The organism is Bradyrhizobium sp. USDA 4541, from assembly GCF_024171085.1.
GTDB classification, from domain to species: domain Bacteria; phylum Pseudomonadota; class Alphaproteobacteria; order Rhizobiales; family Xanthobacteraceae; genus Bradyrhizobium; species Bradyrhizobium australafricanum.
In genome coordinates, this window is record NZ_JALJZF010000001.1 from 7,010,877 (window position 1) to 7,035,710 (window position 24,834).

Genomic DNA, 24,834 nt, shown 5'->3' on the forward strand with positions numbered 1-24,834 from the left:
TCATCGTTCTGCCCTCATGGATTTGGGATAAGGCACGCAGAGACCGGCAGTCGGTTGCATTGCGGCATCCATGATGCCGGCAAACAGGCCGCCCGCGACTGACCGGTAGGTGAAGGGCGCAACCGCCCTGCTCGGCCTGACCAGGTCGCTATAACTCTGTGTGTCGAGCACCGGCCCGGCGCTGCGCGTTGCAGTCGCCCATTGGGCAAAGTCTTGGGACGCAAGCGCATCGACCTTGAAAACCATGTCGGCAAAACCCGCCCCGCTATAATTCGCTGACATGCCGCGATATGTGCCGGGATGGTCGGCCACGAGGTTCAGCCGGGTCACCATTCCGGCCATGGTGTAGATCTGGCCGGCGAGCTGCGGCACGAAGAAACTGTTCATAACGCCCGAGGACGTCAGCTCGAAGCTGACCGGCGTGCCGACCGGGATCGTCAAATGATTGACGCTCGCCACGCCCTGCTCCGGGTAGATGAACAGCCATTTCCAGTCGAGCGAGACGACCTGGATCTTCAGCGGCTTTGTCGTGGAAGCAATTGGCTTCGGCGGATCGAGATCGTACGCGCCGATCCAGGCCACGGTGCCGACAAGCAGCACGGTCATCAGCGGGATCGACCAGACCAGCATCTCGATGCGTCCGGAATAGACGAAATCCGGCCGATAGCGCGCCCGCTCATTCGATACCCGGAACCGGAAGGCAACGCCAAGCGTCGCAATGGCTACCGGGATCACGATCGCCAGCATGATGCCGGTCGCGTTGAACAGGATCTGCCGCTCGGCCAGCGCAATGGGACCCTTGGGATCGAGCACGCCGTCGCAGCCACCGAGTGTCGCGGCCGCCAGCAGGACCAGGGTAAGCGAAACGTATCGCATATCAGATCTCCCGAACCTTGATGCCGCATGCACTGCAGGCGGCGCGCAGCTGACGAGCGGCTGATGGCGACACGCTAATCCAGTCATCATGCGACAACCGCGTCGAGGCGAAAGCACCGCCGTTGTGATCGACCAGAAAGGTTGCAAACAGCACGGTCAGATATGCGATGGAGTAGACGAACAGCCTGTGAGCCGCGCGACGATCGCCCGCGGCGCTCCGGTTCAGCTGGAGTGCAAGCAAGAGGAAAAGCACGCCACAGATGGCGACGATGCCGCCATAGATCGCGCCTGCAAACGCGAGCACCCAAGGCAACTCGGAAGCGAGAACAAGGAGACCGCTGTAGACAAGGATCTGCCGCGTCGTTGCCGCTCGTCCTGCAGCGACCGGCAGCATGGGAACGGCGGCACGCGCATAATCATCGGTGCGATTCAGCGCCAGCGCCCAGAAATGCGGCGGCGTCCAGAGAAAGATGATGAGGAAAAGAACCAGCGGCTCGAGCCCGATCTGCCCGGTCGCCGCGCCCCATCCAATCACCGGTGGAAGCGCGCCGGCCGCACCCCCGATGACGATATTCTGTGGTGTCGCTCGCTTCAGCCACGCCGTGTACACGACGACATAGAAGAGGATGGTGCCGGCGAGCAGCGCGCCCGCCACGAGATTCGCCACCAAAGTGAGGGTCGCGACTGCAATGACGCCAAGGGCGGTCCCGAAGACAAGCGCCTCGGCCTTCGAGACCTTGCCGCGTGGAATTGGTCGCGTCGCGGTGCGCGCCATGACCACGTCGATGTCGGCGTCGTACCACATGTTCAATGCGCCGGCGGCTCCAGCGCCGGCTGCAATGGCCAGAATCGTGATGACCCCGGCAAGTGGTTCAAGGCGTATCGGCGCGATCATCAAGCCGACGAAGGCAGTGAACAGCGAGAGCGCCATCACGCGCGGCTTCGCCAAACTGATGAAGTGGCGCGGTCGCTCGGCCCAGCCGGACCGTGAGGTCAACCGAAGGCGCGATACTGACATCGCGATGCTGTTCATGGTGGATTCCTCAGGGAGAACATTTCCTGGTTGCGCCTGACGCGGTCAACACGGCGACGCACCAAACAGGTCGGGCGATGCCTTGAGGATGCTGACGGGCCCATCGCTCGAATCGGCGCTCGTCCCCGCACGCTTGGTGCGCAGTTCCAGCAGACCGAGCAAAATCTCGTCTCTTTCGGCCTCGAGCTCCGCGATGCTGCGCGATCCGACCTCGGCATGAACGCCGTCGATCAGCTTCTTCTGCACCTCGGGCGTGAGCACGGGCGAACCGAGTGTCTTCCACGACGCGCTCATCGGGCCGGCAAACTGGTGCAGGAAATGCTCGATTCCGCCGGGGCCGCCGCCGAGGTGATTGAGCATCATGTTGCCCATGATGCCCCAGCGCAGACCCGGCCCCCAGGACAGAGCGTCGTCGACGTCAGCAGCGCTCAGCACATCCTCGGCAATGAGGTAATAGACTTCCCGAGCCAGCGCGCCCTGCAGGCGGTTGGCGACATGGCCCGGCATTTCCTTGTTGAGCCGCACGGCTTTCTTGCCGATCGACTTATAGAAGGCGATCGCGCGCTGCACCGTCTGTTCCGAGGTCTTGCTCCCGCCAACCACCTCAACCAGCGGGATCAAGTGCGGCGGATTGAAGGGGTGACCAATGACGCAACGCTCCGGATGCAACGCTGCGCCCGACTGAATGTCACTCATCTTGATCCCGGACGAGCTCGACGCGATTATCACGTCAGGCGGCAGCAGCTCGTCTAGCTGCTTGTACAGCCTCTGCTTGAAGTCCAGCCGCTCGGGCCCGTTCTCCTGGACGAGGTCGACGCCGACAACAGCTTCGGCAAGGCCGGCGGTGAACTTCAGGTTCGACAGCGACGCGCCGGGCGACAGGCCGAGCCGTTCGAGCGCCGGCCAGGCCGACTTCACGAACTTCCGCAGCGCGGTCTCCGCATCGGGCGCGATGTCCGTTGCGACGACTTCAAGCCCCTTGGCGAGGTACTGCGCGGCCCAGCTCGCGCCGATCACGCCGGTTCCGATGATAGCGATGCAGCGAATGGGTTTGGTAGTGATGGTCATGTCAGTGCTCCGATGCGTTTTCTAGAGAGCGACGTAGGCGACGCCGGTGAGATTGCCTTGAGCCGCGAGAACCGTGCGCTTGTTGGTACCGTCGAGGTTGGCGACGTAAAGGGAGCCGGCGAGGTCTGTTGCGAACAGCCTGTTACCCGGGACATCCAAGGCGAGGCCAATGCCTTCCATCAGGTTCGACACCACGATCTGCGGCGCGTTATGCCCGGGCTTTGCGTCGATCGGCGCGCGATTCACGGTGTTACCGCGTGGAGGATTGCCGCGGTCGGTCCAGTAGAGAAGACGCCGGTCAGGATCGATCTCGAGATCGATCGGCTCGGGCAGGCCGTCGAGCAGGACCTCGACATCGCTGCGGTTAGCTGGCGTTTCACCTTGCGGCATGTCGATTCCGGCACGCAGGATGCGCCCGACTTCGGCGTTGTCGCCGCCCTTCTGCGTCCAGTAGATTTGTTGCCGTTCGGGATCGACGGCAATGCCAACGCACCAGCGCGTCTGGTCGCGCCGGTCGTCTTCGCCGTCTCCGGTCTGGATCAAGGTCTCGATCTGCGATCCGTCGAGGTTGGCGCGCATGACACGCATCCCCTCCCGGTCGGACCAGTAGAGCTTGCGGTTCGCCTTATCGAGATGGAGCTGTTTCGGCGTGAACGTGCCGCCCGGGAGGATGATGAACATCCGGTTGCTGCCATCGAAGTCAGCGCGCTCGATCGAGCCGTCGTTACGGCTGGGAACACCCATGTTGGTCCAGTAGACGTGACCGGCAGCGGCGTCGACGGCGATGCCGTCAGGATAGGGGCAGTCGGTGGCAACGACCTTGCGGTTCGTCCCGTCTGGATCCATGGAAAGGACACGCCCTCCGCTCAGGTCGAGGAGAAACAATCGGTCGGAATGGGTCGCGCCCGATGGCGCCTTTGCTCGTGTGGCCTGCAGTACGGTCATGTTCTGTCCTTTCGTGTCAGGGCTGTCTCAACGATGCATGGCGTCGCGTGGGCCTACTTGGCCGCTGCCGGAGCTGTCGAGCGGGTGAAGTTGGACGGACGCTTCTCGAGGAATGCCGCGAATGCTTCTCGGGCCTCGGCGGAGTGCAGCCGCTCGCCAAATTCTCGGCTTTCCACTTGGATGGCCGCCTTGACCTGGTCGACGAAGCCTCGCTTGAGCAGCCGCTTGGCGGCGCGCAATGCACCGGCCGGCTTTGCCGCGAGCTTTCCAGCCGTTTCCGTCGCTGTGACGAACAACCGAGCGTCGGGGACCACGCGGGTCACAAGGCCCAGCTCCGCAGCACGCGCGGCGCCGAAAGTCTCGCCCAACAGGAACAATTCTGCCGCCCGCAGGTGCCCGATGCGGGCCGGAATCGTGAAGCTCGATCCGAACTCGGGCACGAGCGCGAGGTCGATGAACGGCAGCTTGAATTTCGCACTTTCGCCTGCGAAGACGAAATCGCAGTGCGTCAGCATCGTGGTGCCGCCTCCGACAGCCGCGCCCTGCACGGCTACGACGATCGGCTTTTCGAACTTGATGAACGCATCCATCAAGCGGGACTGCGGGCTCTCGCCGGGCGCCGGAGTCTTGAGAAAATCCTTGACGTCGTTGCCGGCGCAGAAGGTATCACCGGCGCCGTGCCAGCGCACGACACGGACGTCGTCGTCTTCGGCCGCCTCGTTGAGGATCTGCGCCAGCTGCAGATACATGCCGTTCGTCATCGCATTCTTCCGCTCGGGGCGATTGAACTCGACCCGCAAGATGCCGTCGGAACGCTCGGTAATGATGTCGCTCATGATCTGTTGCCTTTCATGCTGGCGAAGCCATCAAGTCGCGCTTTCCTGCTTGCGGGATGGCGCCGGTTTCGCAATAGCGCCGCTTTCGCGCAGGCTGTCGATGCTCCTGGGGTCGAACCCGAGTTCGGCGAGAATCTGCTCGGTATGCTCACCGAGGTCCGGTGCACGCTGCGCTGGAGCCTTGTCCACGCCGTGGATCTGGATCGGACTGGAGATCGTGGAGGTCAGCTTGCCGCCGGCGCCGTTGAGCGGAACGACGATATCGTTTGCCGTCAGTTGCGGATCGTTGACGACCTCTTGCGGTGCGCGCACTTCACCGAAGGTGACGTTGACGTCGGCAAACACCGAATGCCAATGTGCCATGGGCTCGGCGCCGAAGACCTCGTCGAAGACTTCGGTGAGCTTCGACATGTTGGCGACGAGCTGCTTGGGATCGGAGAAATGCGGGTCGATCAGCAGGTCCGGGCGGCCGATGGCGTTCGCCACAGCAGCGAACTTGTCGGGCGTCACGATCAGAACGAACCAGGTGCCGTCGGCGGAACGATAGACGTTCGCCGCCGCATTGGCAGGATGCGTGCGGTCGTGCATCGGCGGAAACTTGGCGCCGGCGAGAGCTGCCTGAATGGAAACACTCGCGGACCACACGCCCTGGGCCAGCAGAGATGTCGTGACATACGAGCCCTTGCCGGTGCGCTCGCGCCGGTACAGGGCGGTCACGATCGCCGCATAAAGACCGACGGCCGTGGCGTTGTCGCCGCTGCCTCCCACCGGCCAGGTGGGCGGCGCGCCGGCATCGCGCGTCATCGACAATAGACCGCTGCGCGCCCAGTACGAAGTGATGTCGAAGCCGGGCAGCTCGGCATCCGGCCCGTGCTCGCCGAAGCCCGTCAGGTCGGCGTAGATCAGGCGTGGATTCCATCCCGCGACGTCGTCATATTCGAGCTTCAGCTTCTTGCGCGCGTGGTGCGGCGTGTTGACGATGAACACATCCGCCCAGTTGGCGAGCTCGAAGATGACCTGCTGCGCGCTCTGTGACTTGAGGTCGAGTGCGATGCTCCGCTTGTTGCGGTTGGAGAGATGCCACTGATAGGGATCGTGGGAATTCGGCTGAAACGCTACCTTGTGCCCATTGCGCCAGGGATCGCCGTGCGGCGGCTCGACCTTGACGACGTCGGCGCCGAAGTCGGAGAGGATCACAGCCGCGCCCGGTGCGGCGACGAAGCTCGAGAAGTCCACGACCTTCAAGCCCGAGAAAATGTTTTCGTTTGCCATTTGCGTTTCTCCTGAAAATGATTGTGATCAACGTCCCGCAAAATGCGGTGCGCGCTTTTCGAGGAAGGCTGAGGTCCCTTCCCTCTTGTCTTCGGTACCGGCGCAGAGCCCGAAGTAGGATGCTTCAAGGGCCAAGCCTTCGTTCTGGCTTGTCTGCATTCCCTTGTTCACGGCATCGAGGGCGTACGTGACGGCGATCGGCGCGTTGGCGACGATCTCGTTCAGGATTGCCTCTGCGCGTGCGATCAGGTCTGCAGCTGGGACGACCTCGTTGACGAGCCCGATGCGGCGGGCCTCCTGAGCGCCGATCAGTCCGCCCGACAAGATGAGCTGGAGGGCACGACCCTTCCCAACCAGGCGCGGCAGCCGCTGCGTGCCGCCACCTCCGGGAAGCAATCCGAGCTTCACCTCGGGCTGGCCGAACCTTGCATGCTCCACCGCGATGCGGATCGTACATGCCATCGCGGTCTCGCAGCCGCCGCCGAGCGCAAATCCATTGATCGCTGCGATCACCGGCTTGCCGAGATTTTCGATCAGATCGAGGACCTGCTGGCCGAAGCGGCTCGACCGTTCAGCGTCGATCGCACTCGCCTGCGCCAGGCCACCGATGTCGGCGCCGGCGATGAAGGCCTTGTCGCCCGCGCCCGTCAGGATGACGCCGCGCACAGCAGGATCATTCTGCGCATCCGCGAAAGCGGCCTGCAGCTCCTGCCACGTCGGTACGTTCAGGGCGTTGAGCACCTTGGGCCGGTTGACCGTTACGTAGGCGATCGCGCCTTGCTTCGTGTAGAGGACATTCGTGAGCGTCAGCGCTCTTGTAGCGATGGCGGCAACCGCCGGAGGCGGTGTAATTGTTGTTGTCGACATATCGATTGCTCCTGCCTGAGGGACAGGCCGGCGCCAGAGCGCCGGCCCGGTCTGCGACATCACACGAAAGCGCTGAACCCGGTGATCGCCTTGCCGACGATCAGGTTTTGCATCTGGTAAGTGCCTTCGTAGGAGTAGATCGCTTCAGTGTCGGCAAAGAAGCGCGCCACGTTGTAGTCGACCACGATCCCGTTGCCGCCCAGCACCTCGCGGGCCCAGGCGACCGTTTCCCGCGCCTTGCTGGTGCAGAACGCCTTGACGATCGCTGCCTGCGCATCCGTCAGCTTGCCCGCCGCTTCCAGCTGCACCGCGCGCGCCAGCATGGATTGGCAGGCTACGATGTTGCCCAGCATTTTCGCCAGCAGCTCCTGAATCAGCTGGAACGATGCGATCGGCTTACCGAACTGCAGGCGCTCCTGGGCGTACTTGAGGGCATGTTCGTAAGCGCCCATCTGGGCGCCGGTGATTTCCCAGCCAACGCCATGCCGGGTACCGCGCAGCACCAGCGCAGGATCGCGAAACGTTCCCTTGCCTCCCTGCAGACGGTTGGAGTCAGGCACGCGGCAGTCGGTCATCGTGATCTGGCCGTTCTGCACAACTTTCAGTGCGATCTTGTTCTCGATTTTCTCGACGCTGAAACCCGGCGTCGTCTTGTTCTCGACGATGAAACCCTTGACCTGGTTGTCGGCGACGTCGCGCGCCCAGACGATCGAGATGTCGCACCACGGCGCGTTGCCGATCCAGCGCTTCTGGCCGTTGAGGATCCAGGTGTCGCCGTCGCGTTTTGCCGTGGTGAGGAGTCCAGCACCGGCGCCAGAGCCCACCAGCGGCTCGGTCAGCGCGAAGCAGCCGACTTTTTCCATGCGCGCCATCGGCGGCAACCATTTCTGCTTCTGCTCCTCGGTGCCCGCAAGGTAGATGGATTCCATCGCGAGACCGGTGTGAACACCGTGGAAGGTACAGAACGAAACGTCGGTTCGCGCGATCTCCAGCGCGACCAGTGCAACCAGCAGCGGGCTTCCGCCCGGGCAGCCGTAGCCATTGATGCCGATGCCGGCGATGTTGAGCTCCTTGTACGACGGCAGCAGCTCAAACGGGAACGTGTCCGCGGCCCAGTGCTTGTTGATGATGGGCTGGACCTTCGTCTCCATGTAGGTGCGCACTTTCTTGACGATCGCCCGCTCCTCGTCGCCCAGCAGGTCAGCGAATTGAAAAAAGTCGCTATTTGGCGGCGGAAGCTGCTTCGAAGGCCTCAGTGCGGTAGCGGTGGCCATGTTGATCTCCTGCGTTGTCCGGCCGCGGCTCCGGCGCTGGCCTCTTTGCTCATGGCATCGAAGGTACGGAAGCCGTTGGCCAACGGCTTTGCATCATGTGCTGTCGTTTTGTCTTTTGTTGCTGGCGAAAAGCGCTGCAGTGCAAATGCGCGCATGCGCCCGCCCGCCGCTACTGCGCGCCCAGCTTCTGGCGATATTTACCCGGCGCCTGACCTGTTGCTTGCTTGAATGCGCGGGTGAAACTGGCCTGGTCGGAAAAGCTGAGCGCCAGCGCAATGTCCGCCAGCGGCCTGTCGCCCCCGGTCAGCAACGCCTTCGCGCGCTCCAGGCGCCGGACACTAACGTGACGATGCGGGGATAATCCCATGGCCTGCCTAAACGCCCGCGCAAAATGGTACCTGCTCAGGCAGGCAATCGAGGCTATGCGATCGAGGGTGAGATCGCCTTCCAGATTGGTTTCAATGTAATCCAGCACTCGCTGGAGCCGGCGTCGATCGAGCGCTCCCCTCGCGGCGGGGAAGATGGACTGGCCAGTCGATTTCCTGATGTACCTTTGCACCAACCTCGCCGCCAGACTCGATGCGAGGCCTTCAATGAGCAAGCTTCCGGCGGCCGTTTCAGCCACCAGCTCCGATGCGACCGCGCGTCCGATTTCGGCCAGCAACGGATCTTCGAGAGCACTTTCGTAGCTTAGCCCGCCGATTGCCGACGCATCTATATTGATAGCGAGATTGCCCGGAGAGAAGTGGCTGAGGGGAAGATAGATATGCAACACGCCGCTCATATCTTCGGCGATATCAAGCGAACCTTCCTGCAAGCCGGGAGGCGAGAGCCACACCGTGCCCCGCCTTACGGCGATCCGGCTTTCGATGCCCGGGGCCCGCCGAGCAATGAATGATTTATTGCCGCGGACATCGACGCACATTCTGATCTCGGATTGCGGGGTTCTCCATGGAAACACCGCCCTGCCGACGCTGCACAGCTGAGCCGACAGGCCCGACCAGCCCCGGTTCATCGAACTTGAAGCTAGATTGACGGGGCCGTGCTTTCCCCAAAAGTCGAAGTACGGCCACGACTCAGTCCAGACTGCAGCCGCCCGTTGCTCTTGTAGTACCTCCATGACGCCGCTCCCGCAGAGTTGCTCAAGCAGCGAGCTCGGAAATGCCTGTGCGCAGCCGTTTGAACTTCTCGTTCCGGACCTTGATGGCCTTGACGGAATTTTCGAACGCCTTTTCCGGAACGCGCTTGCCGATAGTCCGGAGGACAAAGCCGAGGAGCCGCCCCATCAGGTTCTTGCCTTCGCGTATGACGACTACGTCAATGTCGGTCTTCCCGTTGGAATGACGTGTGAAGGTGTAGGTGTGGCCCGATGTGCCACCCCACACATTGGAGTCGATCATCGTAAGGACGACGCGGTTGGGATCGGACCAGTCGTAGTGCAGCCGTTCCCAGATGCCGCCCGAGCCTTCCGTGACGTCGGCATGCGAGCTGCTCCGGTGATGCACCTTGAGACACGCATCGGCGCTGTTGCCAAACAGCGTCGTGCGACCAGGCCCGAAATCAGTCAGGCCGGCGATGTACTGCTCTGGCGTCACCGTGGTCGTTCGGTGAAGATGGATGGTGGACATGCGCGGTCTCCTTGTTACGTTTCGCTTACCGACCTTACCCCCTCAAGTCGAAGTTCAGTTCGAGGCCGTGATCGCGCTGCGAACTAGTACGCGATCGCCCTTCCGGCTGATCTCGATCGCGTATGGTTGCTGCGGTGTAGAGAGGATCACGCGTTGACCAGGCGCAAGAACTGATACGAGACGGATCGGCTTTCCTGCCTCGCCCTGCGCTAGAGTGGCCACCACACGGAAACCATCGCGCTCGACCGTGTAGTAAGCGATCCCGGATATCTCGCCGAGATCGATGCTCTTGCCCTCCATTGGGCGCAGATCGTCTGCATATGCAGGCGCCAGAGCGGCGATACCGAATGCGGCGGCGAAAAGCATGCTGCGGAGTGACATTGCGATTTCTCCTATCAGTTCCGAAAGCGGCATGGGCCAGCGAGGGCCGCCACGATGTTGATCACCAAAAACACTCGCCGCCCTGATGGATCCAGGTTCCATTGACCGAATGGACGATTGGTGTGTCATCGAGCTGCCTGTTGACGGAATCCGTCGGCGGGAAGACGCTGTCGTACATCGCGCGGGCTTCAAATATCAGGCGGAGCCTTTCGCGCTCGTCCTTCGACATGAATCGGATAACTTCACCCATATTCGCCTCCAACTCGTAACGCCGTTTCCGGCAGATCATTGAGCGGGAGGTGGGGCGAAAGCCTTGGGTCAACAGGCGGGAAAACCGGAAGCCATCCTTCCAAATTCCGGAAGCTCGGACCGAGCCCCCCGTAGCGGCCTACTCCGCGAAGGCTCGCTTCAGCCGCGGCGCGGCAAAGTCCAGAAAAGCGCGAACTTTGATCGGCAGAAAACGGTTGGCCGCGTAGACGAGGTTGACCGGCATTGCCGGCGGCTGAAATGCATTGAGGACGGTTGTCAAGGCTCCTTCCCCCGGCGCATCATGGAGTTGATAGGCAAAGACAATGGAAATTCCCGCGCCAGCGCGCGCGGCGGCGCAAGCCGCTTCGGCGCTGCCGACGATGAGCCGCGTACGCACTGGCACCGCTATGGTCGCCTTGTCCCTGACGAATGTCCAGGAATCGGGTGGCGAGAAGCCGGCATAACTGATGCAATCATGCTCGACCAGATCGTCTGGCGTGCGCGGCGTTCCGCGAGCCGCCAGATAGGTGGGACTGGCGCAGACCACTCGGCGTGTGCTGCCGAGCCGTAACGCTATCAAGCTCGAATCCGGGAGCTCGCCGATCCGCACCGCGATATCGATTTGCTCCTGAGCCAGACTCAGTTTTTGATCAGTAGGGATCATCCGGACCTTGATATCCGGATAAGTCTTGAGAAAGTCCACGATGATCGGCATGAGGATGATACGCCCAAGACCCAGCGGGGTGGTCACAGACAACTCGCCAGTCGGCGCGGTATACTCACCGGACGCTGTACGCTCCGCTTCACTCACGTCCGTGAGGATACGCTTGCAGGCCGCAAGGTAGGAAGCGCCTGTCTCGGTTAACACCAGCTGTCGGTTCGATCGGTTGAAGAGCTTCGTCCGAAGGTGAGACTCGAGCTCAGATACGTTGCGGCTCACCGTTGTGAGCGGTGTTTTCAACCGGCGCGCCGCCGCGGACAAACTGCCCTGCTCGACCACGGTCAGAAAGGTCGACATCGCCTCCAGCCGATCCATCGTGGCCCCTTCCCTATTTCGAAAGCGCGCTTTGCATTTTGCCATATCACCCCGGAAATCGGAAGGCCGCCAAGCACTTGTGAGCAATCCAGGAACATGAACCGGCTCGGCCTTCCGCCGTTCGGGAAGAGCCTTTCCGATTCCGAGCTCTGTTAAGGCAAGCCGTTCAGTCCATTTCCTTGAAAGAAGACGTGCGATGCACGTCGCTTACCGAGGAGAGTTCAATGAACACCCGGATCGAACCTTTCCGCTACGAACTTCTGCACAACGATGACGCTGACTTCGTCGCGTATCAACACCTGTCGAGCGACGGTAGCTGGCGAACGGTCTCGATGTGGATGATCCCGCAATCAGCGGGCGACTGAATCCTCGTTAAGCCGCGCTGAATACCTCAGTCTTCGTCGTCAGCAACAAATGACAAACGAACGGCATGCGAAGCCAATCCCATGACCAGCCGCTTCATTATCAATGGTGAATGAGAACTGCCGTCGACTCAATATGAGAGGGATTCCGCTAACGCGGTCTGTTTGTCATGCCGATACGTCAGTATTTTCTTTGGGTCGGAAGTGTCCTTCTCGCAGTACTTTTTGTCGCGGATCTGTTGCTCCCCGCGCCGGTTGCTCATTCACGCGCTGAAATCCCCCCGAATGAAAGGGTCAACCTTCAGATCCGGTCTAATCACAAATGGCCTGAGCGGGTGGTGTTTGACACCGCGCATTCAGCGCCGTCGTTCGCACAGGCTCATGCTGAGCCGGGCCTCGTGCCGCCACCAGATCCCGCCCGCGGGCTGCCAAATGCGCTGGCAGAGGTGGCGCCGGCTCGGGCTTCGGCAGCAACAAATGACAATGCTTCGGCAATCCCGGCAAAGCCGGTGCCGGGAGCCTTTCGTATGACTGGGACGATCAAGGTCGACTGAAGGGTGCTGACATGAAGGACATTTTTTGCGTCGCCGTGTTCGCAGGCAAGCTGCTGGGCCTCGCGATATTCGTGAGCGTCCTGCGACCGGACGCTATCGTCGCCGTCAAAGCGTCGATGGAACCCGCCTGCAAGATTGAGCGATCCCGCTGGCAAGGATGCGGCAAGTTGGCGGCGGCTTCGGGCGCCGATGTTGCGCCGTGCCGCGACCGTTCGGGCGTCGTTCACTGCTAAAGACAATTCTGCCTGGCGCCAGGACATCGCCATGAACCACACCTCATCCTTCCGGGAACGTCACGCGCCATCATCTTTGCGTTTCGCACTTACGCAGCGGCGATGCTGGCGTTCTCGATCGCGCTCCTGCTGGATATGCCGCGCCCCTACTGGGCGATGGCGTCGGTCTATATCACGTCCAACCTGCTCACGGGGGCGACGACCTCAAAGGCGGTCTATCGCATCCTGGGAACGTTGATCGGCGCGGCAGCGACGCTCGCTTTAGTCCCGAACCTGATCAATGCGCCGGAGCTGTTCAGTCTTGCCGTCGCGCTCTGGGTCGGCATTTGCCTATACCTCTCGCTGCTCGACGGCACGCCGCGCAGCTACATATTCATGCTCGCCGGCTACACCGTGGCGCTGCTCGGGTTTCCGATCGTCACAGCTCCGCAGGCGACGTTCGACATTGTGGTCTCCCGGGTGCAGGAAATCACGCTCGGAATCCTCTGCGCGAGCGTCGTTGCGATGCTGGTACTGCCGCGGAGTGTGACGTCTGCAGTCATCGCACAAGCCGACGCCTGGCTCACCGGAGCACGCGGGCTCGCTGTCGGCGTCCTCACCGGTCGGGGCAGCGACAAGGAACGTGACACTGAACGCTTGCGCCTTGCTGCCGCAGCCTCCGAAATCGACCAGCTTGGCCGTCATCTTGCCTACGAGAAGGACGCTTCGGCAAACGTGTCGCGGGGCTTGCAGCGCCTGAGGCGCCACATGCTGTCGCTGCTGCCGCTGTTGGGATCGATAGAGGACCGCCAGCTCGCGCTCATCTCGCACCAACAGGCGTCGGCACGCGTTGCGGCAATTAGCGCGAGGATCGCGGAATGGCTCGCAGGCGGCGGCAGCGATGAAAGGCAGGCCGATGCGCTGCGTGCAGCCCTGGATGAAGTACGGCCGGCGCTGAACGTCGACGCCAACTGGACCGACATTGCCATCAATGGCCTCGCCATCCGCCTGCGCAATCTGATCGATGTCGCACGCGACTGCCGGCTCCTGCGTGAGGCAATCGTTGACGATCGCGATCCCGATTCGCTGCCTCTTGCCTTCCCTCCCAGCCCGTTGGCGATAGCCGTCCCGCATCGGGACTACTGGTCTGCGCTCCTGTCGGCCGGGTCGGTGGCCCTTGCGGTGCTGGGCTGCTGCTGTTTCGCCATTGCGACCGGCTGGACCGACGGCATTGTCGCTCCGCTTTTTGCTGCCGTCGTCGGCAGCCTTCTCGCGGGCGTCGACGATCCCCTTCCGACGTTCCGCAACTTCTACGGACTGTTCCTCGTCGTTATCGCCATCCATGGAATCTACCTGTTCGGCGTATTGCCGCGGATCACGACCCTCGAAATGCTCATCGTCGCGCTGATGCCGACTTTCCTTTTGTTCGGCTGGATGGCTGCGCGACCCGCGACGGCCCGCGTCGGCTCGATACTTGCCATCTATATTTCCGTGCAATTGGCGTTGACCGACACCTATTCGGCCGACTTCTTGTCCTATGCCAACTCCAGCGTCGCTTTGATGGTTGGCGTCTCCCTGACGGGCGTCATTTCCGGCATCGTTCGCCTGGTTGGAGCCGACTGGATCGCAGGAAGGTTGCTCCGAAGCAATTGGAGAACTCTCGCCGCGGTCGCGGGGCGCGAGTCGAACCAAAGCCCCTTTGCGCTAGCAAGTCTAATGCAGCATCGCCTTGCGCTGCTCGCCGCCCGCGTGGCTGTGGTCCCTGCCGATGCCAGAAGCGACGCTGCCAATCTTCGCCAGCTTCGAACGGCGCTCAATGTTCTCGACGTCAGGCGGGCGAGCCTCGGCTTGTCACGCCGCTCAAGGGCGACGATCGAAGCATTCTTCGCTCGCATTGCCTCGATTTGCAGGAGCTCGACGGCCGGCTCACTTCCCAACGGACTGGTCGAACAGCTCGATAGCGCGATCGCAATCACGTTGCGGGAGCAGCCGGGCGAAGCCCGCGACGAGGTGCTGCTGGGTCTGACCGGGGTTCGCTCCGGCCTTTTCCCGCGGACGCCGGCTTATCAGCCGCACGACATCGAACACAGGACAGTTGCCGCATGAAATACGAGCTTGACCTGTTCGGCGTCATCGTTCCGAGCCTGCTGCTCTGGAGCGTGGCCGCCTATTTTCTTGCGCGCATCATCAGCAAGCTGATGAAGCATGCCGACCTGTATCGCCGCATCTGGCATCCCGCGCTGTTCGACTTCGCACTCTTCATCTGCCTGGTTGCCGGGCTCGTCTTCGCTTCCACGGAGTTTTTCTCATGAACGCCCCTGTTTCATTCTCGAAAGCCTTGTGGCGCGGGTTCACGATGAAGTGTCCGAACTGCGGTCAGGGCCATCTGTTCGGCCGCTTTCTGAAAGTTGTCGAGCGCTGCGCGGCTTGCGGCGAGGATTACACGCCGCAACGCGCAGACGACCTCCCGGCCTATCTCGTGATCGCTATCGTTGGTCATCTTGTCGTGCCGGCGCTTCTAGCGGTCGAGATGGCCTATTCACCTCCCGCCTGGCTTCAACTGCTGATCTGGGTGCCCGTTACCGGGCTAGCGGCACTCCTGCTGCTGCAGCCCGTGAAGGGGACGATTGTCGGCCTGCAATGGCAGACCGGCATGCACGGTTTTGAAGCCGCAAGGCACCGCCGGGATCAAGAAGCCCGCGTTGGTGTTGCGCCCCCGCCCGACCTCAAGGAGCTGATGTCATGAAAGCCGTTCTGAGTTCGCTACGCCGCTTCGCCCTGACCGGCCTCATGGTGATGCTCGCGCTATGGGCCGGCTACAAGCTTTGGGATTACTACTTTGACGCGCCCTGGACTCGCGATGGTCACGTGCGGGCCGACGTCGTGCCCGTTGCTCCCGATGTCTCTGGCTTCGTAAGCGAGGTGCTGGTCCGTGACAACGAGCAAGTACAACGCGGCGATGTGCTTTTCCGGATTGATCGCGCGCGCTATGAGATCGCGCTAAGGCAGGCCGAGGCGGTGCAGGAAGGCAAACGCGCCGTGCTCGACAACGCCAATGCCGACCTGAAGCGCTACAGCGCGCTGACGCCCGGCGTCGTCGTGTCGACCCAGCGAATGGATCAGGTCATCGCCACCCAGGGCTCAGCACAGGCTGCCTATGACCAGTCCGTAGCGGACGTTGCGCTGGCAAAGCTCAATCTCGAGCGCAGCGAGGTGCGCGCCTCCGTCAGCGGCATTGTCACCAACAACGAGCTGCAGCCCGGCGCCTACCTCACCCCCGGTAAAGGCGTGATGGCACTGCTCGATACGGATACGCTGCGCGTGGAGGGGTACTTCGAGGAAACCAAGCTGCAGCGCATCCACGCTGGCGACCCTGTCAAGGTACGACTGATGGGAAGCAGTCGCCTGTTGCAAGGTAAGGTGGAGAGCGTTGCCGCCGGTATCGAGGATCGCGATCGCAGCAATGGCTCTACCCTTCTTGCCAACGTCAATCCGACCTTCAACTGGGTCCGGCTGGCCCAGCGCGTTCCGGTCCGGATCGCGCTCGACCGCGCCGACCAGCGCAACAAGCTCGTCGCCGGCGCCACGGCGACGGTCGAAGTCCTTGCTTCGGCTTCGCGCGACGACACGGGGAAAGCTGGAAACCGACTGGCCGCTTCACGACATGCCGGCTGCTACGGCAATGATACAGCCGGCCTCTCAACTTGCAGGGCGGGCCTTCAATAGGCTCGACCTGATGCGCACTACGAAGAATGGCCATCGGCATGTCCACGAACCCGCAACGGTACCCTTCGGCAAGACACAAAGCGTTTTGGGCGCTCGCGACGGGCCTGCTCGCCGTTCTGTGTGCGGTGGCGCAAATCTCGTCGTCTGCCCGCTCCACTCGGTCGGATCAGCTCTTCTATTCCGACTAGGATGCAGCCCTCACCTACGTCGTCGACAGCGCCAATGCGGTCAGCCAGAACGCGGAAGTGGCGCAAGCTCTCGGTAGCCTGATCGGCCGGGTTGCCCAGCATAGCGTCGCCGCGGAGACGACGCTGGCGCGCGCCACGACGATGCTGAGGTAACTCGTGCGGCGTGAAGCCAATGTCCTGTCCATCATCGACGGCTTGCAGGTCGCCTTCTGGGCTGCGATCCTCGGACTGTTGGTCATCAGCCTGATGCGAGCGGCGCCGGCGGGGCCGCTGACGCCAGCGGGTGCGGAACGATGAAGACAGTCCCTTCCGAAGCGCAAAAATTAGCATTGCGCGCGCGACACCGCGGACCGCGGAAGCGTAGATTAGGAGCCTCGCGATCTCTCTCGACGGCGGCCGAACCGCGGGTGACCAGACGCAAATGAGTATCCCTCACAACAAGGAGACCTATTATGAAGACGCCTTCGCTCTGGATGATTGCTACCGGTTGCTTGATCGCCCTGACATCACCCGCGCAGGCGCGATTGGCCTATGATGGATCCTGGGGACCGCCGTTGTGACGCAAAGAGGCGCCTGCGACCCTAGCTACAACTTCACCGTCGGTATTTCAGACGGGATTGTATCGCACCCGTGGGTCAGACAGCGCCGAGTCACTGGTTTCAATCGTCTGCCGTTCGCCTCAGCCAGGCCTATGCAACTGGATTAGCAAGGTATTCCACAACTGGAAGTTCTAAACATAGCGGGGCGCGGCTATCTTGGGTCCGAGAACGGAGAACCACCATGTACGTGCCCCCCGCCTTCAAGGACGGCGATATCGAAAGTATCCGAGCGACCATTCGCTCCGCTCCTCTGGCCAATTTGGTCACGGCCACGGCCGAGGGGCCGATCGCGTCGCCTTTGCCGCTCTTCCTCGATGAGACCGAAGGCGAGCACGGAGTGCTGTACGGGCACCTCGCGAGGGGCAATCCACACTGGCGGTCGGCCACGGCGAAGCTCTGGCAATCTTCATGGGTCCGGAGGCCTATGTGACGCCCTCATGGTATGCCACCAAGCAAGAAACCGGGAAGGTGGTGCCGACTTGGAATTACATTGCCGTCCACGCATACGGCCCGGTGGAGATCTTCCAGGAGCCCGAGCGTCTGCTCGAGGTGGTCAGGCGTCTGACCATCATTCATGAACAGTCTCGCGCGGAGCCTTGGGCTGTCGGCAATGCTCCCGCCGATTACATCGCCTCCCAGTTGCGCGGGATCGTTGGAGTACGCATCCCCGTCAACAGATTCGAAGGCAAGCGCAAGATGAGCCAGAACCGTGTCGAGGCTGACCGCATCGGCGTTGTCGCCGGCCTTGCGGCGAGCGAAAAGCCGGAAGATCGTAACGTAGCTCGGCATATTCCAATTCGAACCTAAGCAGGGCCGAAGTACGAGGCAGTCGACTTAGGTTGGGTGGGTGCGCAAATCCAACGATTCGTGCCCCCGGGTTGCCGGACGTCGATGCCGACAGTAAGCGCACGATGTCCCCACTACACCGCGAGGCCTCATCGGTTGACGGTTGAGGCCGAATAGACAGTCGCGGAGAAAGCGAGCAGCGCGAAACCCGCCGCAGAAGAGCAAAATCCGGCCAGGAACACCGGCACTGCCATGAGCACTTGGCTGCTCAAGGACAGCCCAACGAGCGCGATCATGATTGCTCCGCGATCATGCCGGCCAGGCGATGGTCGACGATAATCGCGAGCAGCAGCAAGGCCGCGACATGGAGGCTGGCGGGCAGGTCCCCTACCCCGAGAAATGTGTCCACATTTTGCGCGAACACGGTCGCCGCCTCGCTCAGCACCGCAATGGCGCCCCAGAAAACGGTGTGCGGATTTCGTCGGCGCACGGACGGCACGGCCACAACGCTAAGCTGGCAGATCGGCACAATGGCCGCTGCCGCGGCCCAAGGGCTCAGATCGATCCCGCGAAGCAGCGCCTGTCCGTCGATGTCGCCCGGTGCGCTCACCAGCGCCTGGGCGAGCCAGAACGTGCGCAGAGTTGTCAAAGCGACGCAGCCGACCCGAGCATGTCTAGGGCACTCGAATATCTCCTGCAGCGTTTACGAAACCGTCTCCGCGGCGCCGGCTCCGTGGTCGCCTCGCGAGGGCCAAACCTTCGCACGCAGGCCGGCAAACCACCGGCTCATCCCATCGAGGTAGATGTAGACAACCGGCGTGGTGAACAGCGTCATCAGCTGAGATACAATCAGGCCACCGACTATGGCGTATCCTAGCGGCTGGCGTAGCTCTGCGCCGGTGCCGGTGCCGATCATCAACGGCACGCCGCCGAGCATCGCGCACATCGTCGTCATGAGGATTGGACGAAACCGGATGCGGCAGGCTTCGTATGCCGATTGCTCGGCCGTTAGCCCTCTGTTGCGCTCGGCTTCGAGCGCGAAATCGATCAGCATAATGCCGTTCTTCTGCACGATGCCGATCAGCAGGATAATCCCGATCAACCCAATCACGTCGAGACCGAAGCCGAACGCCCAGAGCGTCAGCAGAGCGCCCAGCCCTGCGGACGGCAGCGTCGACAGAATGGTGACCGGGTGAATAGCGCTTTCATACAGCATGCCCAGGATGAGGTAGACGGCGATCACGGCGGCAACGATGAGGATCGGCGTAGAAGACAACGAGGATTGGAATGCCTGGGCATTGCCCTGGAAGCTGGTCGCGACTGTCGAAGGCATGTGCAAGTCGGCCGTGGCTTTCTGCACGGCAGCTACCGCCGTACCCACCGCCGTCCCGGGCGCGAGGTTGAAGCTCAATGTCACCGACGGAAACTGGCTCTGGTGGTTCACTGAGAGCGGTGCAACACCGTATTCGATCGAGGTGAACTGGCTCAGCGGCACCATAGACCCGTTGGAGGAGCTGACATAAATGCGGTTCAACGCATAGGGCCCAAGCTGGAACGAAGGATCGGCTTCCAGGATGACATAGTAGGTGTTGAGCGTCGTGAAGATCTGGGCGACGTGGCGCTGACCGAACGCATCATAGAGCGCATTGTCGACCGCCGCGGGATCGATGCCCAACCGAGACGCGGCGTCGCGGTCGATATTCAGCTTGAGCTGGCGGGCGGCATTGGCCTGGTCGGTCGCGACGTCGGCCAGTTCCGGCAGCGTCTTGAGCTTATTGAACAGCTTGTCGGACCAGCTGTTGAGCTCGTCCTGATTCACATCCGTCAGCGTGAACTGATACTGCGTCTTCGATAGCCGGCTCGCAAGGTTGATGTCCTGCGTGGACTGCATGAACACCTGAATGCCCTTTTGCGTCTGCAGCTTGGCATCGAGCTGACGGATCACCTGGTCGGACGAGTACTGCCGCTGCGCGCGCGGCTTGAGCAGCACGAACAGGCGACCGTTGTTCTCGGTGACGGTCGGGCCGCCCGGCCCGATATAGCCGGTTGCATTGGCGACCGAAGGGTCTTTTGCGATGATGTCGATGACATGACGCTGCAGCTCCGCCATTTGGCTCGGCGAGACATCGGCGGACGCCTCCGTGATGCCGGCGATCATGCCGGTGTCCTGCTGAGGGAAGAACCCTTTCGGAATGCCCGCGAACAGCACACCTGTGACTCCTACGCTTGCGAGCAACACCGCCATGGTTAGCGGCTTGAACCGCAGCGTGAGCCGGAGCACGGCTTCGTAGCCGGCCTGGATCGCGACAAAGCCCCGCTCAAGGCCGCGCAACAGCGCTCCCGGGTTCGCGCCGTGCCCTGAGTCGAGAAGGTAGGCGCACATCATTGGTGTCAGCATCACCGAGACGATAACGGATACCGCGATCGCGACGCACACCGTGACGGCGAATTCCTGGAACATGCGTCCGATGACGCCCCTCATCAAGAGCAGCGGAATGAACACCGCCACCAGCGACACCGAGATCGACATGATGGTGAAGCCGATCTCGCCGGCCCCTTTCAACGCCGCCTCAAATGGCGGCAAGCCTTCCTCGATATGCCGCGAAATGTTCTCGATCATCACGATGGCGTCGTCGACCACGAAACCGACCGCGATCGACAGTCCCATCAGCGACAGGTTGTCGAGGCTGTAGTTGAACAGATACATCACCCCGAAGGTGCCGATCAGGGAGATCGGCACGGAAATGCCGGGGATCAGCGTCGCTCGGACGTTGCGCAGGAACAGGAAGATCACGCCTACGACCAAAGCGATCGTCAGCACCAATGTGAACTGCACGTCCGCCACGCTCGCGCGGATGGTCTGGGTGCGGTCGGAGGCAATCTCGACCTTGATGTCAGACGGCAGGCCTGAGATCAGCTGCGGAAGCAGCTGCTTGATCCGGTCGACGGTGGCGATCACGTTGGCGCCGGGCTGCCGCTGAATCGCAAGGACGACGGCCGGCTTGTCGTTGAACCAGCCATGCAGCGTAATGTCCTCGGCGGCGACGATCGCCTGGCCGACGTCGCGAAGCCTCAGCGGCGCGCCATGCCGATAGGCGATGATGAGGTCGTCATAGCCCTTGGCGGTCAGGATCTGGTCGTTAGTGGCCAGCGTGAAGGATTGCTGCGCCCCGTAGAGCGCGCCCTTCGGCTGGTTGACGGTCGCGACGCCCAGCGTTGCACGGAGCTGTTCGAGATCGAGCCCCGCCGCCGCGAGCTTCGCCGGGTTGACCTGTACCCGGATCGACGGCTTCTGCGCGCCGCCGATTGTGACCAGCGACACGCCCGGCACCTGGGAGAGTTTTTGCGCCAAAATGCTGTCGGCATAGTCGTTGACCTTGGTGAGCGGCTGGGTGTCCGACGTCAATGCGATCAAAAGCACCGGGACATCGGCTGGGTTGATCTTCCGGAAGATCGGCGGTGACGGCATGTTCTTCGGCAACTGGCCTGAGGCCGCATTGATCGCCGTCTGCACGTCCTGTGCGGCGGCATCGACGTTGCGGTTCAGCGCAAATTGCAGGGTGATCTGCGTATTGCCGAGCCCGCTGCTCGAGCTCATGACGGTCAGCCCTGCAATCTGGCCGAATTGCCGCTCTAAGGGCGTTGCAACCGAGGAGCCCATGGTCTGCGGATCGGCGCCCGGCAACTGCGCGGTCACTTGGATCGTGGGCGTATCCACCGTCGGCAACGCCGAGATCGGCAGTTGAAAGAAGGCAACCAACCCGATCAGGGTAATCCCAATGGTGAGAAAAGCGGTCGCGACGGGTTTGCGAATAAACCCCGCTGAAACGTTCATGGCAGCATCCCTGCACTTGCGGTGGTGGCGTTCTGAACCCGGCTGCTCTGGCTGTCCGGAACGAGTTCGACCCTCGTTCCCGCGCTGAGCCGGTATTGACCTGCGGTCACCACGGTCTCGTTCGGTGACAGCCCCTGCTCGATCAGCACCTTGCCGGCACGCGATTGCCCCGCTACGACCTGGCGCACAGTTACCTTGTGGTCGGGCCCGATCACGTACACAAAGACGCCGTTCGGGCCCTGCTGGACCGCCGTCAGTGGCACGGTCAGCGCATTCTTGCGGACCGCGACGGTCAGATGGATGTTGACGAACGCGCCGGGCCAGAGAGTCCGGGCGGCATTGGGAAAGGAGGCCTTGAGCCGCACCGTGCCGGTCGAGCTGTCCACCTGATTGTCGATCAGCATCAGGCTGCCATGATCGAGCCTGCGGCGGTTCGAAGCATCATAGGCGTCGACCGCGACGTCTCCCGCCGCAATCGCCTTCTGCACATCGGGGATCTCGGTGGATGGCAAGGTGAAGATTACTGCGATCGGCTGCAGCTGGGTCAGCACGACGAGACCGTTGGGATCACTGGGCTGGACGATATTGCCTGGATCGATTCGGCGGATGCCGGTAACGCCATCCAATGGCGCGGTGATCGTGGTGAAGCTCAACTGCGTTTGCGCCGCCTCGAGCGCTGCCTGGTCGAGCTGAATGGTACCCTCGCCCTGCGCCACCCTGCGAATTCTGCGTATCCAGCGCTTGCTGGGTGGCAAAGCCACGGTCCGCAAGCGGTCGTGTCCGCGCTAGGTTTGCCTTCGCATTTTTCAGGCTTGCCTGGTCGCGAACGAGCGCCGCTTCCGCCTGGTCCACCTGCGCCTCGTAGACGCGCTGATCGATGCGGGCCAGCACCTGGCCACGTTTCACCTCCTGTCCCTCGACAAAGTCGACGCTTTCGAGAGTGCCCTGCACCTGAGTACGAATGGTCGCGGTGTTGAGCGGGCTGACTGTGCCAAGGCCTTCCACAACGATAGGCGCATCACCTTGCGCGACGCCTGCGGCTGTCACCGGGATAGCGGCCTGTATGGGGACAGGCGTGCGGGAGGCCTCGCCACGGGATGCGGCGCTTTTCGCCGAACCCAGCCAGATATATCCGCCAAAGCCGGCCGCCGCGGTGACTAGAAGAGCTGCACCCGCCATCTTCAGAGGTCTTGGCATCATCATCTTCAAGCTCCGTGTCCGCTGTGACGACCGACCATCGCGGCCAGCTCCAGCACAAAGGCTTCCGCAGCGCTCGCGATTGTCGCTGATTTGTTGGCGGCGACAGCACCAAGTCCGATGACGCGAACGTCAATGTCCGCGCGCTGCAATTGTTCGACGAGGCCATCTCCGGCCCGCCCCGAGCCGTGGTGATGCACGACGAGGCGGATAGCCGTAGGCGTTGGAACGATGGCGAACGAGAGCGGGTGGCAGGGTATGTCGATCGCGACGATCCCTGCGCAGTCGATCGTACCTTGGGCGACGAGCTCGAACGCTCGACGCCCGGTTTCGCCACAACCGAGGAGAATCAACCGCCGGGGGTTGGCCGCCCTTCGCTTCATCAGCGCGGCGATATTGTCGAGAATCGTGGTCCGGTTGACCTGGGTCAGGCCGATGAGAGCCCACATTGCGGAGGGGATTAGCTGCCGCCAGGGCGCCAGATCTTCCGGCGCTAGGGTCGACGGTTCCGGGCCGGCAATCAGCACGACCATGATCCTTGCATTGGGCCGCGCCGAGGGCGTCGCGGTGTGACTGACGAAGAACATGCTGGGAAACTGGCGTTCCTCAGCCTATTATTCAAATGAATTGCCTTTATCTCTCAATTCACGTTGTGCATCTAGTCCGCCATGAGACTTCGCAATCTCGATCTCAATCTGCTGCTGGTATTTGACGCCGTACTGCATGAGAGAAGCGTCGTGCGGGCGGCCGATGCGCTTTCGATCAGCCAACCCGCAGTCAGCCACGCGCTGAACAGGCTTCGACACGCGCTGAAGGACAAATTGTTCGTCCGCACGCCGTCGGGAATGATGCCGACGCCGCGGGCCGAGCAGCTTGCGCTACCGGTCCGAAAAGCGCTCAACGAGCTCCAGCTCGCAGTGGAAGGCGACAGCTTCGAGCCGTCCACGGCCGACCGGCGCTTTGCCATCGCGGTCAACAATTATGCCGCAGTCGTCGCGGTGGGCCCTATCGTGGCCGCCGTCCGCGCCCAGGCGCCGAAAGTGCGGTTGTCGTTGGTCCCGAGCGGCACGCTCAATCTTGCCGATCGGCTCGATCGCGGCGAACTCGATCTCGCGATCGCCGCGAGGGAAGCAGCCGGCGAGCGATTTGCCTCGCGGCTATTGATCGATGATCGCTATGTCGCGGCTTTGAGAGGCGGCCACCCCGCGCTACGGAAGAAGCTGACGGTCGAGGCCCTCGCGGCAACGCCCCATCTTGCGATCAGCTCAAGTGGCGAGGATCTGGAGTTCATCGATCAGGCATTGACGCAGACCCGCACCGTTGCACTTGACGTGCCCTATCTGTCCGCTGGTGCTGTTCTGGTCCAATCCAACTTGATCGCCATCCTCGGGCGCAAGCTCGCGCAGGAGTTTCGTCGGGCCCATGCCATCGAGATCCACGAGCTTCCATTCGACACTCCCAGGCTGCGCAGCGTCATGATGTGGCACCGCCGGTTCGACGACGTGCCGGCCCATCGCTGGCTGCGCGACACCATCGTGGAGCGACAGCCGCAATCTGACGACGAGCGGCATGTGGCTACACCAGAGATCCTCGGTGTGCAGATCAGCCTGATTTTACGGGGGCATTGACCCCGGAAAACCTCATCCTCCAGGCGACGTCGCTGCATGGCGAGCGGTTGCCGATGATGCTTCCCGGCATCTGGATCGGCGCGAAGCCCGACGATTACACCTCTTTCAAGACCTTGCGGATAGCGATCTTTGACAGGACAAAGCTGGACGATATCGGGCGAGCCGCTGTCAGCCGAATGATGTGACGGAGAGAGTGTCAGTCAATCCCCGTTGAAAGATAAAGCATTTTCGACCTTCATAGACCAAAACCCACCAATTCAGCTACGCGCAGAATTGAAAATT

General features: G+C 62.1%; 28 protein-coding genes and 1 pseudogene. 9 read left to right on the forward strand and 20 right to left on the reverse strand.

Going from position 1 to position 24,834, the window contains the following annotated elements:
* The 13 genes from cyoA to J2R80_RS34040 all read right to left on the reverse strand — a co-directional run bounded on the left by cyoA (nt 1) and on the right by J2R80_RS34040 (nt 11,465).
* Entirely contained in the window at nt 1-876 is an 876-nt protein-coding gene (gene cyoA / locus J2R80_RS33980) for a ubiquinol oxidase subunit II (RefSeq protein WP_253640111.1), read from the reverse strand.
* Nucleotide 877: 1 nt separating this feature from the next.
* Nucleotides 878-1,909, reverse strand: a complete 1,032-nt coding sequence (locus J2R80_RS33985; RefSeq protein WP_253640112.1) for a heme o synthase — start codon at nt 1,907-1,909, stop codon at nt 878-880.
* Between the two features lie 45 nt (nt 1,910-1,954).
* On the reverse strand, nt 1,955-2,977 hold the full coding sequence (locus tag J2R80_RS33990; protein WP_253640113.1) for a 3-hydroxyacyl-CoA dehydrogenase NAD-binding domain-containing protein: 1,023 nt from the start codon (nt 2,975-2,977) through the stop codon (nt 1,955-1,957).
* A 21-nt stretch (nt 2,978-2,998) separates the two neighbouring features.
* Nucleotides 2,999-3,922 carry a 3-hydroxyacyl-CoA dehydrogenase gene (locus tag J2R80_RS33995; RefSeq protein ID WP_141340158.1) on the reverse strand — a complete coding sequence of 308 codons (924 nt, stop codon included), beginning with the start codon at nt 3,920-3,922 and terminating at the stop codon, nt 2,999-3,001.
* Nucleotides 3,923-3,975: 53 nt separating this feature from the next.
* Nucleotides 3,976-4,758, reverse strand: a complete 783-nt coding sequence (locus tag J2R80_RS34000) for an enoyl-CoA hydratase (protein ID WP_141340159.1) — start codon at nt 4,756-4,758, stop codon at nt 3,976-3,978.
* A 30-nt stretch (nt 4,759-4,788) separates the two neighbouring features.
* Entirely contained in the window at nt 4,789-6,030 is a 1,242-nt protein-coding gene (locus tag J2R80_RS34005) for a CaiB/BaiF CoA-transferase family protein (protein WP_141340160.1), read from the reverse strand.
* Nucleotides 6,031-6,057: 27 nt separating this feature from the next.
* On the reverse strand, nt 6,058-6,957 hold the full coding sequence (locus tag J2R80_RS34010) for an enoyl-CoA hydratase-related protein (RefSeq protein WP_253640114.1): 900 nt from the start codon (nt 6,955-6,957) through the stop codon (nt 6,058-6,060).
* Nucleotides 6,957-8,171, reverse strand: a complete 1,215-nt coding sequence (locus tag J2R80_RS34015) for an acyl-CoA dehydrogenase family protein (RefSeq protein WP_253640115.1) — start codon at nt 8,169-8,171, stop codon at nt 6,957-6,959. The genes J2R80_RS34010 and J2R80_RS34015 overlap by 1 nt, the downstream gene beginning before the upstream one ends.
* A gap of 169 nt (nt 8,172-8,340) precedes the next feature.
* Entirely contained in the window at nt 8,341-9,096 is a 756-nt protein-coding gene (locus J2R80_RS34020) for a helix-turn-helix domain-containing protein (RefSeq protein ID WP_246786829.1), read from the reverse strand.
* Between the two features lie 217 nt (nt 9,097-9,313).
* A complete protein-coding gene (locus J2R80_RS34025; protein WP_141340162.1) occupies nt 9,314-9,799 on the reverse strand; it encodes a hypothetical protein in 486 nt (161 codons plus the stop codon).
* Between the two features lie 54 nt (nt 9,800-9,853).
* Nucleotides 9,854-10,180, reverse strand: a complete 327-nt coding sequence (locus J2R80_RS34030) for a hypothetical protein (RefSeq protein ID WP_253640116.1) — start codon at nt 10,178-10,180, stop codon at nt 9,854-9,856.
* Between the two features lie 61 nt (nt 10,181-10,241).
* Entirely contained in the window at nt 10,242-10,430 is a 189-nt protein-coding gene (locus J2R80_RS34035; protein WP_141340164.1) for a hypothetical protein, read from the reverse strand.
* 138 nt (nt 10,431-10,568) lie between these two features.
* A complete protein-coding gene (locus tag J2R80_RS34040; RefSeq protein WP_168857411.1) occupies nt 10,569-11,465 on the reverse strand; it encodes a LysR family transcriptional regulator in 897 nt (298 codons plus the stop codon).
* A 224-nt stretch (nt 11,466-11,689) separates the two neighbouring features.
* Between J2R80_RS34040 and J2R80_RS34045 the strand changes: the two genes are divergently transcribed.
* The 6 genes from J2R80_RS34045 (at nt 11,690) to J2R80_RS34070 (ending at nt 16,319) form a co-directional block, all read left to right on the forward strand.
* Nucleotides 11,690-11,830: a hypothetical protein gene (locus J2R80_RS34045; RefSeq protein WP_168857412.1), complete on the forward strand. Its 141-nt coding sequence runs from the start codon at nt 11,690-11,692 to the stop codon at nt 11,828-11,830.
* Between the two features lie 562 nt (nt 11,831-12,392).
* Entirely contained in the window at nt 12,393-12,614 is a 222-nt protein-coding gene (locus J2R80_RS34050) for a hypothetical protein (RefSeq protein ID WP_141340166.1), read from the forward strand.
* Between the two features lie 102 nt (nt 12,615-12,716).
* Complete coding sequence (locus J2R80_RS34055) at nt 12,717-14,699, forward strand: FUSC family protein (protein WP_253640117.1); 1,983 nt, start codon at nt 12,717-12,719, stop codon at nt 14,697-14,699.
* On the forward strand, nt 14,696-14,905 hold the full coding sequence (locus J2R80_RS34060) for a DUF1656 domain-containing protein (RefSeq protein ID WP_141340168.1): 210 nt from the start codon (nt 14,696-14,698) through the stop codon (nt 14,903-14,905). The genes J2R80_RS34055 and J2R80_RS34060 overlap by 4 nt, the downstream gene beginning before the upstream one ends.
* On the forward strand, nt 14,902-15,339 hold the full coding sequence (locus J2R80_RS34065) for a DUF983 domain-containing protein (RefSeq protein ID WP_141340169.1): 438 nt from the start codon (nt 14,902-14,904) through the stop codon (nt 15,337-15,339). Before J2R80_RS34060 ends, J2R80_RS34065 begins: the two co-directional genes overlap by 4 nt.
* Entirely contained in the window at nt 15,336-16,319 is a 984-nt protein-coding gene (locus J2R80_RS34070) for an HlyD family secretion protein (protein ID WP_141340170.1), read from the forward strand. Before J2R80_RS34065 ends, J2R80_RS34070 begins: the two co-directional genes overlap by 4 nt.
* Nucleotides 16,320-16,521: 202 nt before the next feature.
* Here J2R80_RS34070 and J2R80_RS34075 read toward each other — a convergent pair whose 3' ends face one another.
* Nucleotides 16,522-16,746 (reverse strand): hypothetical protein, encoded by a 225-nt coding sequence (locus J2R80_RS34075; protein ID WP_141340171.1) that lies wholly within the window; start codon nt 16,744-16,746, stop codon nt 16,522-16,524.
* Nucleotides 16,747-17,287: 541 nt separating this feature from the next.
* Between J2R80_RS34075 and J2R80_RS34080 the strand changes: the two are divergent.
* Nucleotides 17,288-17,913 (forward strand): annotated as a pseudogene (locus tag J2R80_RS34080) (FMN-binding negative transcriptional regulator).
* Nucleotides 17,914-18,041: 128 nt separating this feature from the next.
* Here J2R80_RS34080 and J2R80_RS34085 read toward each other — a convergent pair.
* From J2R80_RS34085 to J2R80_RS34110, 6 genes are read right to left on the reverse strand one after another with little or no spacing between them, the layout of a single operon-like run.
* Nucleotides 18,042-18,188, reverse strand: a complete 147-nt coding sequence (locus J2R80_RS34085; protein ID WP_159109525.1) for a hypothetical protein — start codon at nt 18,186-18,188, stop codon at nt 18,042-18,044.
* On the reverse strand, nt 18,185-18,541 hold the full coding sequence (locus J2R80_RS34090; protein ID WP_253640118.1) for a hypothetical protein: 357 nt from the start codon (nt 18,539-18,541) through the stop codon (nt 18,185-18,187). The genes J2R80_RS34085 and J2R80_RS34090 overlap by 4 nt, the downstream gene beginning before the upstream one ends.
* Nucleotides 18,542-18,595: 54 nt before the next feature.
* Nucleotides 18,596-21,727, reverse strand: coding sequence for an efflux RND transporter permease subunit (locus J2R80_RS34095; protein WP_253640119.1), 3,132 nt, complete (start codon nt 21,725-21,727; stop codon nt 18,596-18,598).
* The gene (locus J2R80_RS34100) at nt 21,724-22,380 is read right to left on the reverse strand and encodes an efflux RND transporter periplasmic adaptor subunit (RefSeq protein ID WP_253640120.1); all 657 of its coding nucleotides are present in this window, start codon (nt 22,378-22,380) and stop codon (nt 21,724-21,726) included. The genes J2R80_RS34095 and J2R80_RS34100 overlap by 4 nt, the downstream gene beginning before the upstream one ends.
* Nucleotides 22,295-22,930, reverse strand: coding sequence for an efflux RND transporter periplasmic adaptor subunit (locus J2R80_RS34105; protein ID WP_253641051.1), 636 nt, complete (start codon nt 22,928-22,930; stop codon nt 22,295-22,297). The genes J2R80_RS34100 and J2R80_RS34105 overlap by 86 nt, the downstream gene beginning before the upstream one ends.
* Before the next feature lie 2 nt (nt 22,931-22,932).
* Nucleotides 22,933-23,511, reverse strand: coding sequence for a hypothetical protein (locus J2R80_RS34110; RefSeq protein WP_141340173.1), 579 nt, complete (start codon nt 23,509-23,511; stop codon nt 22,933-22,935).
* An 81-nt stretch (nt 23,512-23,592) separates the two neighbouring features.
* On the opposite strand from J2R80_RS34110, the gene J2R80_RS34115 reads away from it, so the two are divergent.
* Together J2R80_RS34115 and J2R80_RS34120 are read left to right on the forward strand one after the other, a co-directional pair.
* On the forward strand, nt 23,593-24,552 hold the full coding sequence (locus tag J2R80_RS34115) for a LysR family transcriptional regulator (protein WP_256527890.1): 960 nt from the start codon (nt 23,593-23,595) through the stop codon (nt 24,550-24,552).
* Nucleotides 24,549-24,737: a hypothetical protein gene (locus J2R80_RS34120; RefSeq protein WP_246786830.1), complete on the forward strand. Its 189-nt coding sequence runs from the start codon at nt 24,549-24,551 to the stop codon at nt 24,735-24,737. Before J2R80_RS34115 ends, J2R80_RS34120 begins: the two co-directional genes overlap by 4 nt.
* Nucleotides 24,738-24,834 lie beyond the last annotated feature (97 nt).

Bases quoted from the DNA above. Each gene is read 5' to 3' on its own strand.
- J2R80_RS33990 (WP_253640113.1), bottom strand. From the start codon at position 2,977: ATGACCATCACTACCAAACCCATTCGCTGCATCGCTATCATCGGAACC.
- J2R80_RS34115 (WP_256527890.1), top strand. From the start codon at position 23,593: ATGAGACTTCGCAATCTCGATCTCAATCTGCTGCTGGTATTTGACGCC.
- J2R80_RS34015 (WP_253640115.1), bottom strand. From the start codon at position 8,171: ATGGCCACCGCTACCGCACTGAGGCCTTCGAAGCAGCTTCCGCCGCCA.
- J2R80_RS34065 (WP_141340169.1), top strand. From the start codon at position 14,902: ATGAACGCCCCTGTTTCATTCTCGAAAGCCTTGTGGCGCGGGTTCACG.
- J2R80_RS34000 (WP_141340159.1), bottom strand. From the start codon at position 4,758: ATGAGCGACATCATTACCGAGCGTTCCGACGGCATCTTGCGGGTCGAG.
- J2R80_RS34020 (WP_246786829.1), bottom strand. From the start codon at position 9,096: ATGTGCGTCGATGTCCGCGGCAATAAATCATTCATTGCTCGGCGGGCC.
- J2R80_RS34050 (WP_141340166.1), top strand. From the start codon at position 12,393: ATGAAGGACATTTTTTGCGTCGCCGTGTTCGCAGGCAAGCTGCTGGGC.
- J2R80_RS34060 (WP_141340168.1), top strand. From the start codon at position 14,696: ATGAAATACGAGCTTGACCTGTTCGGCGTCATCGTTCCGAGCCTGCTG.
- J2R80_RS34095 (WP_253640119.1), bottom strand. From the start codon at position 21,727: ATGAACGTTTCAGCGGGGTTTATTCGCAAACCCGTCGCGACCGCTTTT.
- J2R80_RS34055 (WP_253640117.1), top strand. From the start codon at position 12,717: ATGCTGGCGTTCTCGATCGCGCTCCTGCTGGATATGCCGCGCCCCTAC.
- J2R80_RS34105 (WP_253641051.1), bottom strand. From the start codon at position 22,930: ATGATGATGCCAAGACCTCTGAAGATGGCGGGTGCAGCTCTTCTAGTC.
- J2R80_RS34110 (WP_141340173.1), bottom strand. From the start codon at position 23,511: ATGTTCTTCGTCAGTCACACCGCGACGCCCTCGGCGCGGCCCAATGCA.
- J2R80_RS34030 (WP_253640116.1), bottom strand. From the start codon at position 10,180: ATGTCACTCCGCAGCATGCTTTTCGCCGCCGCATTCGGTATCGCCGCT.
- J2R80_RS34025 (WP_141340162.1), bottom strand. From the start codon at position 9,799: ATGTCCACCATCCATCTTCACCGAACGACCACGGTGACGCCAGAGCAG.
- J2R80_RS33995 (WP_141340158.1), bottom strand. From the start codon at position 3,922: ATGACCGTACTGCAGGCCACACGAGCAAAGGCGCCATCGGGCGCGACC.
- J2R80_RS34045 (WP_168857412.1), top strand. From the start codon at position 11,690: ATGAACACCCGGATCGAACCTTTCCGCTACGAACTTCTGCACAACGAT.
- J2R80_RS34035 (WP_141340164.1), bottom strand. From the start codon at position 10,430: ATGGGTGAAGTTATCCGATTCATGTCGAAGGACGAGCGCGAAAGGCTC.
- J2R80_RS34070 (WP_141340170.1), top strand. From the start codon at position 15,336: ATGAAAGCCGTTCTGAGTTCGCTACGCCGCTTCGCCCTGACCGGCCTC.
- J2R80_RS34040 (WP_168857411.1), bottom strand. From the start codon at position 11,465: ATGGATCGGCTGGAGGCGATGTCGACCTTTCTGACCGTGGTCGAGCAG.
- J2R80_RS34075 (WP_141340171.1), bottom strand. From the start codon at position 16,746: ATGACCAACAGTCCGAGGATCGCAGCCCAGAAGGCGACCTGCAAGCCG.
- J2R80_RS34085 (WP_159109525.1), bottom strand. From the start codon at position 18,188: ATGATCGCGCTCGTTGGGCTGTCCTTGAGCAGCCAAGTGCTCATGGCA.
- J2R80_RS34010 (WP_253640114.1), bottom strand. From the start codon at position 6,957: ATGTCGCAGACCGGGCCGGCGCTCTGGCGCCGGCCTGTCCCTCAGGCA.
- J2R80_RS34005 (WP_141340160.1), bottom strand. From the start codon at position 6,030: ATGGCAAACGAAAACATTTTCTCGGGCTTGAAGGTCGTGGACTTCTCG.
- J2R80_RS33985 (WP_253640112.1), bottom strand. From the start codon at position 1,909: ATGAACAGCATCGCGATGTCAGTATCGCGCCTTCGGTTGACCTCACGG.
- cyoA (WP_253640111.1), bottom strand. From the start codon at position 876: ATGCGATACGTTTCGCTTACCCTGGTCCTGCTGGCGGCCGCGACACTC.